General features: G+C 38.4%; 15 protein-coding genes and 1 other RNA gene. 5 read left to right on the top strand and 11 right to left on the bottom strand.

Annotated features, from left to right (window positions below; translation table 11 throughout):
* Nucleotides 1-51: 51 nt before the first annotated feature.
* Nucleotides 52-2043 (bottom strand): urocanate hydratase, encoded by a 1992-nt coding sequence (locus KSK37_RS02720; RefSeq protein WP_217199290.1) that lies wholly within the window; start codon nt 2041-2043, stop codon nt 52-54.
* A gap of 148 nt (nt 2044-2191) precedes the next feature.
* Nucleotides 2192-2476, bottom strand: a complete 285-nt coding sequence (locus tag KSK37_RS02715) for a hypothetical protein (protein ID WP_088358009.1) — start codon at nt 2474-2476, stop codon at nt 2192-2194.
* A 343-nt stretch (nt 2477-2819) separates the two neighbouring features.
* Between KSK37_RS02715 and KSK37_RS02710 the strand changes: the two genes are divergently transcribed.
* Nucleotides 2820-3209 (top strand): acyl-CoA thioesterase, encoded by a 390-nt coding sequence (locus KSK37_RS02710; protein ID WP_217199288.1) that lies wholly within the window; start codon nt 2820-2822, stop codon nt 3207-3209.
* A gap of 56 nt (nt 3210-3265) precedes the next feature.
* Here KSK37_RS02710 and KSK37_RS02705 read toward each other — a convergent pair whose 3' ends face one another.
* A complete protein-coding gene (locus KSK37_RS02705) occupies nt 3266-3526 on the bottom strand; it encodes a hypothetical protein (protein WP_217199286.1) in 261 nt (86 codons plus the stop codon).
* Nucleotides 3527-3786: 260 nt separating this feature from the next.
* Between KSK37_RS02705 and KSK37_RS02700 the strand changes: the two genes are divergently transcribed.
* From KSK37_RS02700 to KSK37_RS02690, 3 genes are all read left to right on the top strand, one after another.
* Nucleotides 3787-6270: an FtsK/SpoIIIE family DNA translocase gene (locus KSK37_RS02700; protein WP_217199284.1), complete on the top strand. Its 2484-nt coding sequence runs from the start codon at nt 3787-3789 to the stop codon at nt 6268-6270.
* A gap of 63 nt (nt 6271-6333) precedes the next feature.
* On the top strand, nt 6334-6981 hold the full coding sequence (gene lolA1 / locus KSK37_RS02695; RefSeq protein WP_088358013.1) for an outer membrane lipoprotein periplasmic chaperone LolA1: 648 nt from the start codon (nt 6334-6336) through the stop codon (nt 6979-6981).
* A gap of 89 nt (nt 6982-7070) precedes the next feature.
* Nucleotides 7071-8525, top strand: coding sequence for an LptF/LptG family permease (locus KSK37_RS02690; protein ID WP_217199282.1), 1455 nt, complete (start codon nt 7071-7073; stop codon nt 8523-8525).
* 396 nt (nt 8526-8921) lie between these two features.
* Here KSK37_RS02690 and KSK37_RS02685 read toward each other — a convergent pair whose 3' ends face one another.
* From KSK37_RS02685 to KSK37_RS02650, 8 genes are all read right to left on the bottom strand, one after another.
* Nucleotides 8922-9500: a glutathione peroxidase gene (locus KSK37_RS02685; protein ID WP_217199281.1), complete on the bottom strand. Its 579-nt coding sequence runs from the start codon at nt 9498-9500 to the stop codon at nt 8922-8924.
* 96 nt (nt 9501-9596) lie between these two features.
* Nucleotides 9597-10259, bottom strand: a complete 663-nt coding sequence (locus KSK37_RS02680) for a histidine kinase (protein ID WP_217199280.1) — start codon at nt 10257-10259, stop codon at nt 9597-9599.
* Between the two features lie 57 nt (nt 10260-10316).
* A complete protein-coding gene (gene kdsB / locus KSK37_RS02675) occupies nt 10317-11051 on the bottom strand; it encodes a 3-deoxy-manno-octulosonate cytidylyltransferase (RefSeq protein WP_217199279.1) in 735 nt (244 codons plus the stop codon).
* Nucleotides 11052-11054: 3 nt separating this feature from the next.
* A complete protein-coding gene (locus KSK37_RS02670) occupies nt 11055-12308 on the bottom strand; it encodes a pyridoxal phosphate-dependent aminotransferase (protein WP_217199278.1) in 1254 nt (417 codons plus the stop codon).
* 98 nt (nt 12309-12406) lie between these two features.
* Nucleotides 12407-14125, bottom strand: coding sequence for a phospho-sugar mutase (locus KSK37_RS02665; protein ID WP_217199277.1), 1719 nt, complete (start codon nt 14123-14125; stop codon nt 12407-12409).
* 45 nt (nt 14126-14170) lie between these two features.
* Nucleotides 14171-14872, bottom strand: coding sequence for a GIN domain-containing protein (locus KSK37_RS02660; RefSeq protein ID WP_217199276.1), 702 nt, complete (start codon nt 14870-14872; stop codon nt 14171-14173).
* A gap of 40 nt (nt 14873-14912) precedes the next feature.
* Nucleotides 14913-15863: a glycosyltransferase family 2 protein gene (locus KSK37_RS02655; RefSeq protein ID WP_217199275.1), complete on the bottom strand. Its 951-nt coding sequence runs from the start codon at nt 15861-15863 to the stop codon at nt 14913-14915.
* A 63-nt stretch (nt 15864-15926) separates the two neighbouring features.
* Nucleotides 15927-16505 carry a DUF4199 family protein gene (locus KSK37_RS02650; RefSeq protein ID WP_217199274.1) on the bottom strand — a complete coding sequence of 193 codons (579 nt, stop codon included), beginning with the start codon at nt 16503-16505 and terminating at the stop codon, nt 15927-15929.
* A 73-nt stretch (nt 16506-16578) separates the two neighbouring features.
* Between KSK37_RS02650 and ffs the strand changes: the two genes are divergently transcribed.
* Nucleotides 16579-16676, top strand: an RNA gene (gene ffs / locus KSK37_RS02645) — signal recognition particle sRNA small type.
* The last annotated feature ends 3 nt before the right edge of the window (nt 16677-16679 follow it).

The following is a 16679-nucleotide window of genomic DNA, read 5'->3' as shown; positions in this document are numbered from 1 at the left end:
AAAAAAAAACACCCCGGTTTTGGGGTGTTTTATCTATTGAATAAATTTTGTTTATGAAAGAAGGCTGTCATCTACCAAATTCGGCAGGGTCACCTTCAGATTCGGTTCTATTTCCATGGCTCTTTTAATCGCGAAAACTGCACCTTCGTTTCTTGCCCAGCTTCGTCGGGAAATTCCGTTGTTTACGTCCCAGAAAAGCATCGATTTTAATCTTCTGTCTGCATCTTCACTTCCATCGAGCAGCATCCCGAAACCTCCATTAATTACTTCGCCCCAACCGACGCCGCCGCCATTGTGAATGGAAACCCATGTCGCACCGCGGAAACTGTCGCCGATTACATTTTGTATAGCCATATCTGCTGTAAATCTGGATCCGTCATAGATATTGGATGTTTCGCGGTAAGGAGAATCGGTTCCGGAAACATCGTGATGATCCCTGCCTAAAACAATTTCACCGATTTCTCCATTCTTGATGGCATTATTAAATGCTTCAGCGATTTTCATTCTTCCTTCGGCGTCTGCATAAAGAATTCTTGCCTGAGAGCCAACCACCAGTTTATTTTCCTGTGCTCCTTTAATCCATTGAATATTATCGCCCATTTGCTGCTGAATTTCAACAGGTGAATTTTTCATTAATTCTTCTAAAACTCCCCTTGCAATTTCATCGGTTTTCTGCAAATCTTCAGGTTTTCCGCTTGTACAAACCCAACGGAAAGGCCCGAAACCGTAATCAAAACACATCGGTCCCATAATATCCTGCACGTAACTTGGGTATCGGAAATCAATGCCGTTTTCTGCCATAATATCAGCTCCGGCACGGCTTGCTTCCAGAAGAAATGCATTTCCGTAATCGAAAAAATAGGTTCCTTTTGCTGTATGTTTATTAATGGCTGCAGCATGTCTTCTTAAGCTTTCCTGAACTTTTTCTTTAAACAGTTCAGGATTTTCCGCCATCATTTTATTGGATTCTTCAAACGGAATACCTGCCGGATAATAACCTCCAGCCCATGGATTATGAAGTGAAGTCTGATCGGAGCCAATATCTATTCTTAAATTTTCTTCATCAAATTTCTCCCATACTTCAACCACATTTCCCAAATAAGCCAGAGAAACCGTCTCCCTATTTGCCTGTGCAGATCTTACTCTTTCAACGAGAAGATCAATGTTTTCATGGATTTCATCAATCCATTTCTGCTCATGACGGATTCGCGTAATTTTTGGATTTACTTCCGCACAAACCGTGATACAGCCAGCAATATTCCCTGCTTTTGGCTGCGCTCCGGACATTCCACCCAACCCGGAGGTCACGAAAAGTCCCCCTTTCGGTTCTTTTTTAATTTTCCTGAAAGCATTCAAAACTGTAATGGTAGTACCGTGAACAATTCCCTGCGGCCCAATGTACATATAGCTTCCGGCGGTCATTTGCCCGTATTGCGAAACACCCAGCGCGTTGAATTTTTCCCAGTCATCGGGTTTAGAATAATTGGGGATTACCATTCCGTTGGTCACCACCACTCTTGGCGCGTCTTTGTGGGACGGAAAAAGCCCCATCGGATGTCCGGAATACATTGTTAAAGTCTGTTCATCGGTCATTTCCGACAGATATTTCATCGTCAGAAGATATTGTGCCCAGTTCTGAAAAACCGCACCGTTACCGCCGTAAGTAATGAGCTCATGGGGATGTTGGGCAACCGCATAATCCAGATTGTTCTGAATCATCAGCATAATCGATTTTGCCTGCTCCGATTTTCCGGGATAATCGGAAATCGGGCGTGCTTTAATTTCATAATCCGGACGGAAACGGTACATGTAAATCCGTCCGTAGATTTCAAGTTCTTCACGGAATTCCGGCAGCAATTCGGCATGAAATTTTGGCTCGAAATACCGCAAAGCATTTTTTAGAGCGAGTTTTTTTTCGTCGTCGGAAAGGATTTCCTTTCTCTTCGGAGCATGATTTATTTGAGGTTCGTATGGTTTTGGCTGGGGAAGGTCATTAGGAATTCCCTGTTGAATTTGCTCTTGAAAGGTCTTGTCAGTATTCAAAGTTCTAAGTTTATGATTTAAGTTTTAAAGATATTGAAAATGGAAAATATAATCCTAAGAAAAATGGCATAAAAAAAATTCTCTTCCACAAAGAAGAGAATTAGATATTAAATAAGACACTCAGACAAAAAGGAAGCTCAATGTTTTATTATAAAACATCGTCGTTGGTTTCCTCATGATTGTCCGAATTATCGCTTCGGCTGTAATAATTGTTTTCCTCGTCCTCCGAACCGATTTCCTCCATCTGATCATCATCAGCAGATCCCGGAACGTCCAGGTCTTCGTCCAGATTCTTTGGAGATTCATTTAAAACAGGATTTCCATCACCGTCTAACGGGAGATGATCTTCTTTATTGAAAATATCTTCTTCCGGATTATAATTCATTTCTTTCAGTTTTTCATTCTGTTCGTGGGTGTTTTTTTCGGGTATCATAATAAATATTTTTGATTCTGAATTACCGCAAAAATGATTCCACAGCCAAAATAATTCAGTAAGTCCCTGAAACGTTCAAATTAGAACATGTTTTTTTGACTGTAATACGCTGTTTAATATTATTAGAGCCAAAAAAAAATCTATATTCGCAGCATTATTTCAATCCGCCAGGTGAATCATGTGAAACTCATGAACTGTCGCGCAACTGTAATCCGCACCAAACGGTAAGTCAGATCCCTGCTTTGAAATTTAAAATGCTTTCGCGATTTGAAGCAGAAATTCTATTGACGGTACATCCGTTTTTTTCTGTTCAATTCTATTTTTTAATGATTAAATAATAACAATGAATTACGAAGAGAAAATTAAAAATTCTGAAACCCGTGTATTTAAGGTAGTTTTTCCGAATATTACCAACCATCACAACACCATGTTTGGCGGAACGGTAATGGAAATGATGGACGAAGTTGCATTTATGACAGCGACCCGTTTTGCAAGAAAATCTTTTGTGACAGTGAGCTGCGACCGGATCGATTTTAAAAAACCTATTCCCGCAGATACGCTAGTGGAACTGATTGGAAGAGTTAAATATGTGGGAAACTCCAGCCTCAAAGTTAATATCGAAGTTTTTACCGAAGAAATGTACGAAGATAAAAGAGAAAAAGCTGTTGCAGGAGATTTTACATTGGTAGCTATCGGTTTTGACAAAAAACCTGTAAAAATATTTGAGGTTTAGAAAAAAAGAATGTTTTTTAAATCAGAAAAATCCACTTCACAGTGGATTTTTTTTAGTTAAATATCATCAAGCTGCTGATTCCTGTTATTTTCCCAGGCATCATCGTAGGCTTTTTTCTGGTCTTTCCAGGCTAAGGGAGGAACAGCATTTTCAGCATCTTTCACAAAATTTTCTTCTGTGATTACCGGATTTCTCACGTCTTTAATCCTTGGCTTATCCTGCTCGCGGCTATTGTTTTCAGAAATTTGATCTGATTGGTTGTTATTACTTTCGACGTTGGCGTCGTCAAAAGGTTTTTCCAAATTATTATTGTTCATGATCTTAAAATTTGTGATTATTTATTTAAACGTTCAAATACTGTTCCGCATAATTTAGATGTTTAAAATAATCGGGAGGTAATGTTAATATAAAATTCAGCAAAGCTTTAAAAAGCGTTTAAGAAGCTGTTACAACTGATCTTTTGAAAATAATTCCTGAAAATTTAAGCAGAAGAAAAGAAAAATAAAATGGTGAAATTTTATTGCTTATTCGAGAAAAACTCTTAATTTTTATTATTAAATTTGCCCACATTGATATTATGGAAAAAAATACTAAAAACACCCCGTCAGCCGCGGCTGAACAAAATAAAATCCTTTCAAAACCACGTATCTTTTTCGGCGTTCTGTTCGTCATTATTTCGATCGTTCTTACCTTTTCTTTCGCTTCTTACCTCCTGAACTGGAAAGCAGATCAGAGCCAAGCGGGAACCATGCTGGATAAAACCGTAAAATCATCCAATATTTTCGGCAAGATAGGCGACTGGCTGGGCAATATTTTTATTTTTGAAAGTATTGGTATCGCAGCTTTTGCGGTGGGCTTTCTTTATTTTGTTTTCGGAATGGTGATCCTGAAGAAGAATTATTTTAAACCCTGGAAAACCGTTGGACATTCTTTGTTTTTTATCTGCTGGCTTCCCATTTTTATGGGTGCTGTGACGAAAGGTCAGGGCGTTTTAAGTGGTGTTTACGGTTTTCAGATTATGGATTTCCTGAATGCGGTGATTGGAACTGCAGGTCTTTGGCTCGTTCTTTTTGTAAGTATCGGGCTGTATTTTATTCTTGAATTTAATTTGAATCCTTCCAATGTAAAATCTAAGCTCAACGATTTAAACGAAAATACTTTAGGAAGAGTCAAAGCAATGATGCCAAGCTCAGAAAATTTTGAGGCGGATGAAGAGCTTGAGGAAATGACGAAGGACGGAAATGAAAAATCTCCTACTCAACTTTTGAGCCCCGTAAATGTTCCGGGAGATATTGAGGAAAATGAAGATTTTGAAGAGGAAGACAGCAGTCATTTTGAAACCATAAAAACTCCTAATAAAACTTCTTTTGACGACCATTCTTCCCCGAATGTCACAGTAAGTGAAGCTTCCGGCAATTCCGTGAGTTTAAATCCTGTTGCAGAAGCCATTCCCGCAACAGATGATATCGATTTTAAAGTCGAAGTGGCTAAAACGGTGGATATCTTGGATGAATCCGATAAAAAATCTCAGGAACTTGTAGACAGACACGGTCTGTACGATCATAAACTTGAGCTGGCAAAATTCCAGATGCCTACTGTAGAACTGCTGAGAGACTACGGAAACGAAGAAATCGCAATCAACAGAGAAGAATTAGAGGAAAATAAAAACAAAATCGTTGGTCTTCTGAAAAACTTCAATGTCGGAATTGCAGAAATCAAAGCGACCGTCGGACCAACCGTTACCTTATATGAAATTGTACCGGAAGCGGGAATCCGTGTGGCTTCTATTAAAAAACTTCAGGACGATATCGCCCTGAATCTTTCTGCACTCGGCATCAGAATCATCGCACCAATGCCTGGAAAAGGAACCATTGGGATTGAAGTACCGAGGAAAAATCCGTCGATGGTTTCAATGAGGAGCGTCATTGCGTCCCACAAATTCCAAAATACCGATATGGATTTGCCGGTGGTTTTCGGAAAAACGATTTCCAACGAAATTTTCATGGCAGATTTGGCAAAAATGCCTCACTTGCTGATGGCAGGAGCAACCGGCCAGGGAAAATCTGTCGGTATCAATGCGATTCTTACTTCGCTTCTTTATAAAAAACATCCGAGCGAACTGAAATTTGTGATGGTAGATCCTAAAAAAGTGGAGCTTTCGCTGTATTCAAAAATCGAAAGACATTATCTGGCGAAACTTCCAGATGGTGACGATGCGATTATCACAGATACCCACAAAGTAATCAATACCCTGAATTCCCTCTGTATCGAAATGGATCAGCGCTACGATCTGCTTAAAAACGCTTTCTGTAAGAATATTAAAGAATACAACAAAAAATTCAGTGAAAGGAAGCTGAATCCTGAAAACGGACACCGTTATCTTCCATACATCGTTTTGGTGGTGGACGAATTCGCTGATTTAATCATGACTGCGGGTAAAGAAGTGGAGCTTCCAATTGCAAGACTTGCTCAGCTGGCAAGAGCGGTAGGAATCCATTTAATTGTGGCTACGCAAAGACCTTCCGTAAATGTAATCACCGGAATGATCAAGGCTAATTTCCCTGCAAGAGCAGCTTTCCGCGTAATTTCGAGTGTAGATTCAAGAACGATTTTAGATTCTCCGGGCGCTGACCAGCTTATTGGAAAAGGTGATATGCTTTATTTCAACGGAAATGAAATTCTGCGTTTACAATGTGCTTTCGTAGATACGCCAGAAGTAGAGAAAATTGCTGAATTTATCGGTGAACAGAAAGGGTATGCAAGTGCATTTATGCTTCCTGAATATTCAAGTGAAGAAGCCACTTCAACTGTAGGTGCCTTTGATCCGAATGAAAAAGACGCACTGTTTGAAGATGCAGCAAGAATCATCGTTTCAACGCAGCAGGGTTCCACTTCAATGCTTCAGAGACAGCTGAAACTCGGATATAACCGGGCCGGAAGAATCATGGATCAGCTTGAGGCAAGCGGCATTGTAGGGGGCTTTAACGGAGCGAAAGCAAGAGAAGTGCAGATCAGCGATCTAAATTCTTTGGAACAGTTTTTGGAAGAATTGCGCAAGTAAACTTAAACTTTAAACATCGGTTTAACATTGCGTTAAATTTTTAATCCAAAAAATAAAGAAAGAATGAAAAATATATTGAAAAAAATTACTCTTGGAATCTTGGTACTGGGAACAGCGGCCAGTTTTTCTGCACAGAAAATCGATGCAAAAGCAAAAACTTTGTTAGATGCAGTTTCCAGCAATTATAAATCTAAAAACAATGTCTATTTTAAATTCGTTTACGGAACCGGGACGAATAAAAAAGTAACCAAAACCGAACCCGGCATCTTCTACTCCGCCAAAGACAAATACAAACTGAAAATTATGGGAACGGAGCAGATTTTTGACGGAAACAAAATTTACAGTATTTCTGCGGAAGATCAGGAAGTTACTGTAGCAAAACCAAACGGCGACGAACAGATGTTTTCTCCGCTGACATATATTGAAGAGTATAAAAAAGGCTATAATGTAAAATATCTGGGTAAAGTAACCGTAAACGGAGTGAAAGCAGATAAAATAAAACTGATCCCGGTGAAAAACAACGGTATTCAGGAAGTAAACCTTTTCGTCAATGATGCGAAAAAGCAGCTGATAAAACTGGAGCAGTTTTCTGCAGACAATTCAGTATCAGTTATTGCGATCAGTGACTATAAAGAAAATCAGGCTTTAAGCACTACGATGTTTAATTTTGATAAAAACCAATACAAAAATTATCTGGTCACCGAACTTTAAAATAAAATCACAGATCCTCTCCTTTTGAGAGGATTTTTTTTGGAATATTTTGACTTTAATTTTGTGACTTTTTTTGGTAAATTTGACGCATGATAAAAAAACTTGACGGCTACGTCATTAAAACTTTTTTCGGCCCGTTTATTTTTATTTTCAGTGTGTTGTTTTTCATATTTGTGGTGAACATTATATGGATAAGACTCGCACAGTTTACCGGGAAAGGTTTGAGTTACTGGGAAATTCTGAGGCTTCTCTCCTACCTTTCTGCGATCGTCGTGCAGCTTGTGCTGCCTTTAACCATTCTGCTTTCTTCAATCATGACTTTTGGGGATTTCGGGGAACGTTACGAACTCGCTGCCATGAAAGCCGCAGGAATTTCGCTGACCAGAATTATGCTGCCGCTGTTTTTTGTCTCTTTTATATTTTCACTTTTTCTTTTTTTCTTTTCAAATAATGTAATTCCCGATTTCCAGCGGAAGGCCAAAAATATGCTCTATAATATTGCTGCCACCAAACCCGCACTGAATTTCACTCCTGGCCAGTTTATCCAGCAGATACCGGGATACAGCGTGAAGTTTGATAAGATTACCGGTGAAAACGGTGAAAATCTGGAAGGCGTTTTTATTCATAAAATGGCAAATTCTTATGAAAATCAACAGTCGATTATCGCCGAGAAAGGAAAATTTGTTCCGGCAGATAACCGCAGTTTCTTAAAACTTGTCCTTTTCAACGGACATATTTTTGAGGACAATATTGAGAACGTTGACTATAATCAGAGATTAAAACAGCCCGATCAGGCGATTAAATTCGATACGCTGGTTTCCCATTTTAATATCTCCGATATCATCAACAAAGCTTTGGAATCAGAAAAAATAACGGATGACTATTCATTCCAGAATTTTATTGAACTGAATACAACGATCGAAAAAACCAAAAAAGAAAATGCCGGTATTCTGGGCAATATCACCAACGAACTGGTGAATCAAACTAATGGTTACGTAAGTTATATTGACAGAACGAAACCTACGGTGAAGGAAGTTCCAATACCCAAAATAGATACTTTACAGAAACAGAAAAAACAGGAACTTCTCTACTCAGCGTACAATAAAATTGAGGGAATTAAACAGTTAAGTGTTAACAAAAATCCGCAGATACAGGATCTGCACGCCTATTATTCAAGAATTATTATCTATCAGCAAAGGATCTTTGCCTATTCGGTGACCTGTCTAATATTCTTTTTAATCGGTTCCAGCTTAGGTTCAATTATCCGTAAAGGCGGATTGGGACTTCCTGTTGTTATTGCGATCGTGGTTTTCATTATTTTCTACGTATTGAATCTTTCTGTGGAAAACATGGCTTGGTCCGGAAAAATGGATCCTTACCTCGCAGCGTGGTTGCCCAATTTGGTACTATTCCCTTTCGGAGCCTGGCTGACTTACAAAGCACTCACCGATTCGCAACTGTTCGATATCGAAAAATATAAAACGCTCTTCAAGCCGATTATTGCTAAATTCTCCAAAAATAAAGAACACCAAAGGTACCGTTAAAGTCCGCTCAAATAAATAAATCCGTCTCACAGCTGAGACGGATTTTTAATGTCGCTACCAAAAAAACAAGATAAACAGATGGTGCTGCATTCATATCATCTTAATAATGCAATCAGTTATGATGTAGTATGGATATAGTATGGTTATAGTATGATTACAGTATATCTCATTGTACATTATCTGTAGGATTGCTAAAATAATAATCGAGATAAAGACATCACAAGGAGAAGTACAGTAGGCGGTGTATAGCAATTCCAAATTACAGTTGCCAATTAGAACTGCCGGCTCTTTAAAAAACCGGAATTAGAGTTGGGATTACACGCTTTAGAAACTATTTGAAAAATAAAAATCCGCCACAATAGTATTGAGGCGGATTCCTTTATTTTTTAATTTTTTTTACTTCAGATATTTGGTAATTGCTTCGTCTGTAGGTTTCGTAGTACTGATGAAGCTGTCAATTAATTTACCGTTTTCATCAAGAAGGAATTTTGTAAAATTCCAAAGAATGGTCGTGTTTTTTACGCCGTTCAGATCTTTTTCCGTCAGATATTTAAAGATGGGCGCCGTGTCATCTCCTTTTACAGAAACCTTAGCTGCCAGAGGGAAAGTAACGCCATAGTTTTTCTGACAGAACGCCCCGATTTCAGCATTGCTTCCCGGTTCCTGTCCGCCAAAATTATTAGCCGGAAAACCCACTACAACGAGTTTATTTTTATATTCTTCAGATACTTTTTCCAGATCAGCATACTGTGGTGTGAAACCGCATTCCGAGGCAGTGTTTACAACCAATATTTTTTTTCCTTTAAAGTCGGCAAAATTGATTTCTTTACCGTCTAAGCTTTCTACCTTATAATCATAAATACTTTTCATGGCTGTAGTTTTATCAGTTTTATCTTTTGAAATTTCCTTTTTCTGTTGGGTACAATTCTGAAGAAAAGCCCCTATTGACAGAAGAATGATGAACATTTTTTTCATGATATTGATGTTTTAGGAATTAAGCTGTAAACTTAATTCTGATTGATTTCTAAAAATTAAACTTCACAATTTCTTTAACTGCCCGAATCCTGTTTCTTAGAACTTAAAAGTATTCGGCGGCAGCACTTTATTGGTTTCAATCGCATTGATCACCATCACATAATCGCTGTCCTTTTTGGGTGATGAAGATTCAATTCTGAAAGGCATCAGCAAACCGCCAACCTTTCTGTAATCACTGTACGTCATGGTTTCGTCGCTTTTAATTTCTTTCAGCAGCATATACGTTTTTGTATCGAAGAAATAGATTGTTTTGTTCACATTCTTCGTGAGTTCCACCTTATGGCAGTAGATATCGCCGACTTTTTCTTTACCCAGATATTTTGCTTCAAAACCTTTATTTTCCCAATCGATAAAATCGGTATCAAAACTTTCTGCGTTATAATTCGGATATTCCTGAATTTTATTGGTCGCATAATTCATGGCATACCCTTTTTTTCCGTCGTAACCTTCTATTGCAGTTTCTTTTTTGTTAACGGTGATCACTGTTTTTGTCAGATTAGGTCTTTGCTGAAAAATCTTGATCTGATAAGAATCGTTGATCCCCAACGTAAGTCTTCCCTGTAAAATGGTAGAATTCAACAACTTCCAGTTTGTCAAACCTCCTGATAATTCTATATTTTGGTCGATAATTTCTTTTGCGGTTTGTGCGGAAACAAATCCGCTCATCATCATGATGAATACTAATACTATCTTTTTCATTAAATCGATCAATTTATTTTTCAAATATATACTTTTTGAACTTAAATGCGTAAAAAATTAAATTCCACTTTTAAGAATTGCTCTTGCTTTTTCCAGATCTTCCGGAACATCAATTCCTAATCCTACAAAATCGGTTTCAATCATTTTTATTCTCATGCCGTATTCCAAATAACGGATACATTCGATTTTTTCTGATATTTCCAAAGGCTTCATCGGAAGTTTCGCGAAATTAAGCAACGCATTTTTCCTGAATGCATAAACGCCGATATGCTTAAAATATTCTACTGCGGGATGAATTTCTCTCGGATAAGGGATCACCGAACGGCTGAAATAAAGAGCAAAACCCGCATTATCACTAATTACTTTTACATTATTAGGATTTTCTATTTCTTCAGTATTCTTCAGTTTAATTTTTAACGAAGCTAAAGAAATTTTTTCCTCAGGATCATCGTTAAAAACCGATATCAGCTGTTTCAAAGGTTCTGTTTTCAGGAAAGGCTCATCGCCCTGAACGTTCACCACAATATCACATTCAATATTCTGAACAGCTTCGGCAATCCGGTCACTTCCAGTTTCATGTTTTCCAGTCATTACGGCGTTTCCACCGTTTTTTCTGATTTCCTCAAAAATAATCTCAGAATCTGTAGCCACGAAAACATCATCAAACAGCCCCGTTTCCATGACGTTCTGATAAGTGGTGGCGATCACCGTCTTTTCTCCGAGAATCTGCATCAGCTTTCCGGGAAAACGGCTGGCTTCATACCGGGCAGGAATTACAGCGATGATTTTCATAAATTACGACAGTTTTGAAAGTGCGTTTTCAAGTCTTGGCAACATTGCTTTGATTTCCTCCAAAGACAAACCACCTGCTGAAGCTCTGAACCATGGCATATTCCGTGAATTTCCAAATGCGGAAAACGGTACCAGCGCAACGCCGGCTTCATTGATCAGATAGAAAACAAGATCTGAGGAATCCGCGATCTGCGAACCGTCAGGTTTAATTTTTCCTAAATAATCGAGTTCGATGGTTAAATATAACGCGCCCATCGGCTTAATGCTTTCTACAGCGAAACCCCTTGATTTCATATCCTGAATTCCGTTGTGAAGCGCAGAAAGACTTGCTGCCATTTTCCCTTTGTAATCATCAACGAAAGCATCCACGTTTTCAGTTTCATTGAGGAAGATGGAAACCGCCTGCTGCTCAGGTTTTGGAGCCCATGCACCGATATGACCAAGCAAAGCTTTCATTTTATCAATGATTTCTCCCGGACCAAAACTCCATCCTACTCTTACGCCAGTTGCAGCAAAGCATTTTGAAGTTCCGTCGATAAAAACGGTGTATTTTTTAAGTTCAGGGAATAAGGAAACCGGATTAAAATGTTCCTGACCAAAAGTAAGCATCGCGTAAATCTGGTCGTACATGATGTAAAGAGGTTTCTCGTTTTCGCCGCGTCTTTTGTTTTCTTCCAAAACCAATTGGCAGATTTCGGTGAGCTGATCCTTTGTAAACATTGTACCCGTAGGATTCAGCGGGGAACAGAGCGCGAGCAAAGTTGCACCTTCTAAGTGCGGTTTTAATTCTTCCGCGGTAGGAAGAAAATTATTAGACTGAGAGGTTTCAACTTCAATTTTTTCAGCGTGAGTTAAATAAGAATAGTGATTGTTGTTCCATGACGGAATCGGATAAATCACTTTATCGCCTTCATCCACAATGGTTTTGAAAGTGGCGTAAATAAGAGGTCTTGAACCACCTGCCACAAGAATTTCTTCGGGCGAATAGTCAAGATTCCAGCGGTTTTTCAAATCTTTGGAAACTGCCTGTCTTAAAGATAAAAGTCCGTTTGCAGGCGGATAATTCGTTAAGTTATTCTGATAAGCTTTCTGAATTTCCTCTTTCAGCTGTGCAGGAATCGGATAAATGTTGGAATCTAAATCGCCAATAGTAAGATTCGCAATTTCAGCTCCCTGTGCTTTTAAATCATTGACCTGATTTCCTATTTTGATAATTTCTGAACCGATAAGGTTTTGGGCGAGTTTTGATACTTTCACGTCGGTTTTTATTTGAGGGTAAAAGAAAGCGGTAAACGGCTGCCATTCACCGCTTTCAAATTTTTAATTAGATTGATAGTGCAAAATATTCTTCAATTTTACAGTTTTAAATCTGCTTTTACCTGATTGATTTTCTGATCTAAAATCACCAGTTTTTCTTTAAAATCCTGCTCAGAAGCAATTGAATCTTTCACAGAAACATAGAATTTTATTTTTGGTTCTGTTCCCGAAGGTCTTACACATACCTTTGTTCCGTCTTCCGTATAGTAGATCAAAACATTCGATTTTGGAATTCCGTCCATCACCGATTTTTTATTGTCAGATAGATTCAGAGAAGTCTGCTCCTGGAAATCTTTTACTTCAGCAACTTTAGATCCTGCAATTTCTTTTGGCGGGTTTTCCCGGAAATCTGTCATCATCTGTTTGATTTCTTCAGCTCCGGTTCTTCCTTTTTTCACGACATTAATTAAACCTTCGTGGTACATCCCGATTTCTTTATAAATCTCGATCATGTACTGATACATTGTTCTACCATTGGCTTTGCACCATGCTGCAATTTCGCATGCAAGCAAGATTGAACCACAGGAATCTTTATCCCGTACAAAATCTCCGGTCATAAATCCGAAACTTTCCTCACCACCGCAGACAAATTTTTCTTTGCCTTCGTTATCGCGAATCATTTTTCCGATCCATTTAAATCCTGTTAAACCAACTTTACATTCAACCCCGAATTTTGCCGCAACATCATAAAAAACATCTGAAGTAACGATGGTGGAACCGATGAATTCTTTTCCGGTAATTCTGCCGGCTTTTTTCCACTGGTCGAGAATGTAATACGTGAGGATCATATTACATTGGTTTCCGTTCAGAAGCTGCATTTCACCGTCAAGATTTCTTACTGCAATTCCCAGTCTGTCGCCATCCGGATCAGTTCCGATCACGATATCGCCGTTCGTAATTCTTGCAAGATCCAAAGCCATTTCCAGTGCTGCAGGTTCTTCCGGGTTAGGAGAATCCACCGTTGGGAAATTTCCGCTCGGAATCATCTGCTCACGTACCAGATCAATTTTCTGGAAACCTGCTTTTTTCAGTGCCTGCGGCACCGTTTTATACGTGGTTCCGTGGATAGAGGTAAATACGATATTTAAATTGTCATATCCTTTTTTATCTTTCTGATAAAGGGAATTTTCTATACAGGTATCAATGTAAACCTTGTCCTGTTCTTCACCAATCCATTCGATCAAATCATCATTTCCGCTGAATTTGATATCATCAAATTTAGTAGCATACACTTCTCTAATAATATTTTCGTCATCCGGTGGAACAATCTGCGCTCCGTCATTCCAGTAAACCTTGTAACCGTTGTATTCAGGTGGATTATGTGACGCTGTTAAAACGATTCCAGCATTACATTTTTTGTCACGAACAGTGAAAGAAAGCTCAGGAGTCGGGCGGTGTTCTTTGAAAAGCAAAACCTTGATACCGTTTGCTGTAAGCACATCTGCACACATTTTCCCGAATTCCTTGGAATTATTACGCACATCATAAGCAATCGCTACTTTAATCTCTTCCCCTGGAAACTTTGTGTGAAGATAATTAGCCAAACCTTGCGTCGCCTGTCCCAGCGTATATTTATTAAGTCTGTTGGTTCCCACTCCCATTATCCCGCGCATTCCGCCGGTGCCGAACTCTAATTCTCTGTAAAAAGAATCCTCAAGTTCATCGGAGCCAGAATCAATCCACTGTTGGACGGTGTTTTTTGTTTCTTCATCGAAAGTATCTGTAAGCCAGAGTTTTGCTTTTTCTAAAGTAGTCATGTTTAATTTAGTTTGGTATTATTTGACTTTATTTTTTTTGGAGATTTACTCCAGTTTTTTATTCTTTACGTCAGCCGTTTTATCTATTTTAAAAGCACGGATCGGATCATTATAGTACACAAGTTTTGAAGTGTTTTTAATATTTCCTTTTAAAGAATCTTTCACATTCACTTCTGCATAATTTCCGTTTTGGGAATCAATGTTCAGGTTTTCGATGTACCAGTACGGCGCAATGATACTGGCAGTGTCAGAGATTTTTAAGACAGCATTTTTGGTTTTACCCAAAAAGTTCGCCCGGCTTTTCTGCGTCATCTCCACTTCTGCTCTGCGTGAATTTACCGACCCAATAAATTTACTGCTATTTTTTAAATTCAACCTAAAGTTATCGGTCTTAATTTCGCTCGAAATGTTCATTTCCACTGAATCAGAGATGGAAACTTTCTCTAAATTAAATTTTGAATAGATGGTAACATTATAAAAATCAACTCCTTCAGTCTTCCTTTTTTCTTCAATGTTCAGGGTTTTATCCTTGATTTTAATCTTCAGGTTATTTAAGATATTCGGATAGGTTTCAACGTTCACAAAATTTTTGTCGGAATGAATGTAAAACACCCGGAATTTCCCTTTCAAATTAAGATTTACAAATTCTTCAAGCGGAATATCTTTGCTTTCGATATTTCCTTTGGGAGAAATTTTTCCGCAGGAGATCACGGAAAAGATTAAAATCAGAAAAAATATATTCTTCATGCTTAGATCTTATTTAGACAGCATTCCTGAGGAATGCATCTTAAATTACTTCGTCAATATTATAATTTTTATGTTCGCGGTTGGTTCTGATGAGCATTTCACCTAAAAACCCTGCGATAAAAAGCAATGTTCCTAAAACCATCATGGTTAATGCAATAAAAAACCACGCATTGTTGGTCAGAAGATGGCCATAAATTCCGCGGGAAACATCAATCAATTTTGAAATTCCCAACCAAAGGGCGGAAAGAAACCCAATGATAAACATCAAAGTGCCGACTGCGCCAAAGAAATGCATGGGTCTTCCGCCGAAACGGCTTACAAACCAAAGCGTAATTAAATCTAAAAACCCTCGGACAAATCTTTCGGTACCGAATTTCGATATACCATAAGGTCTTGCCTGATGCTGCACTTCTTTTTCGGTAATTCTTCTGAAACCTGCATTAGCAGCCAAAACCGGAATATAACGGTGCATGTCACCGTAAACGTCAATGGATTTTACGACCTGTTTTTTGTAGGCTTTCAACCCGCAGTTGAAATCGTGAAGTTCAACGCCTGAAACTTTTCTGGCTGCTGAATTGAAAAGTTTAGACGGAAGATTTTTGGTCATTACGTTATCAAAACGCTTCTTTTTCCAGCCCGAAACAATATCGTAGTTTTCTTCCTTCACCATTTTGTAGAGTTCAGGAATTTCTTCCGGAAAGTCCTGCAGATCAGCATCCATAGTGATTACCACGTCGCCGTTTGCTCTTTCGAAAGCTGCATGAAGTGCCTGGGATTTTCCATAATTTCTGGAAAATTTAATCCCATGAATCTGTGGAAACTGAATTTTCATGTTTTCGATAATGCTCCAGGAAAGATCGGTGCTTCCGTCGTCTACGAACCAGATTTCGTAAGACAGGTTTGCCGTTTTACACACTTTGTCGATTCTTGAGAACAGTTCTTCAAGAGATTCTTCTTCGTTGAGAAGAGGTATAATGATGGATAAATTCATTTATTGTATTGAAATTGTAAATTCAGATTATATACAGTTATTTTAAAATTGATTAGCAAAGATTTAATGCTCGATTCTGCTTCGGAAAAAACTTCCGAAAAACACGGATAAAATTACGTAAAAAACCATAATCGCCCCGAAATAATAGGTAAACTGACGGAACGAAAACATGTCTTTATCTTTAATCATTTCAGGGGAAAAACTCTGCAGACGCGCGTTATAATTTTTATCGAGTTCTTTCTTCTGCCCTTCATCAGTCATGCCCACTTTTGCTTTGTTGTATTCGTTATTGAGCTCGGTTTTCTGTCTGTCGATATACTGGAAATTGAGCAAGTCTTTTGCATCTTTATCAACAAAATTCAGGAAAAGATACATCGTAACTATCGAAAGAAATCCCCCGACAAACGTCGGTTTGAAAGCCCTTCCGAAAACAGCCTGAAATCCCATCGGCTGTCCGGCTTTTTTAGCGGAAATTACAGAAATATAAGCCCCGGCTACATATACAACAGGAAGCAGAAATGCGTTTAAAAGCAGTGAATTATTGAAATAATCGGTGTTCATACCGAAAAAATACATTCCGAAAAAAATTACCATCGTTGCAATAAACAACACGAAACCAACAGCATAAACATTTTTTACCATACCAGAAAATTATAATTTTTATTTTTTTTTGAATTTGAGTTTTGAATTTTGAATTAAACCCTTATCTTTGCACCGGCAAGTCCTAAACAACCAGCTCCTGTGAATCCTCCAGGGTGGGAACGCAGCAAAGGTAAACGGTTGTAGCGGTGTGATTTAGGTAGCTTGCCATTTTTT

The sequence above is a fragment of the Kaistella soli genome (assembly GCF_019038595.1).
Taxonomy (GTDB): domain Bacteria; phylum Bacteroidota; class Bacteroidia; order Flavobacteriales; family Weeksellaceae; genus Kaistella; species Kaistella soli.
Note: the sequence above shows the minus strand (reverse complement) of the source record. Positions and strands in the feature narration are given on the sequence as shown.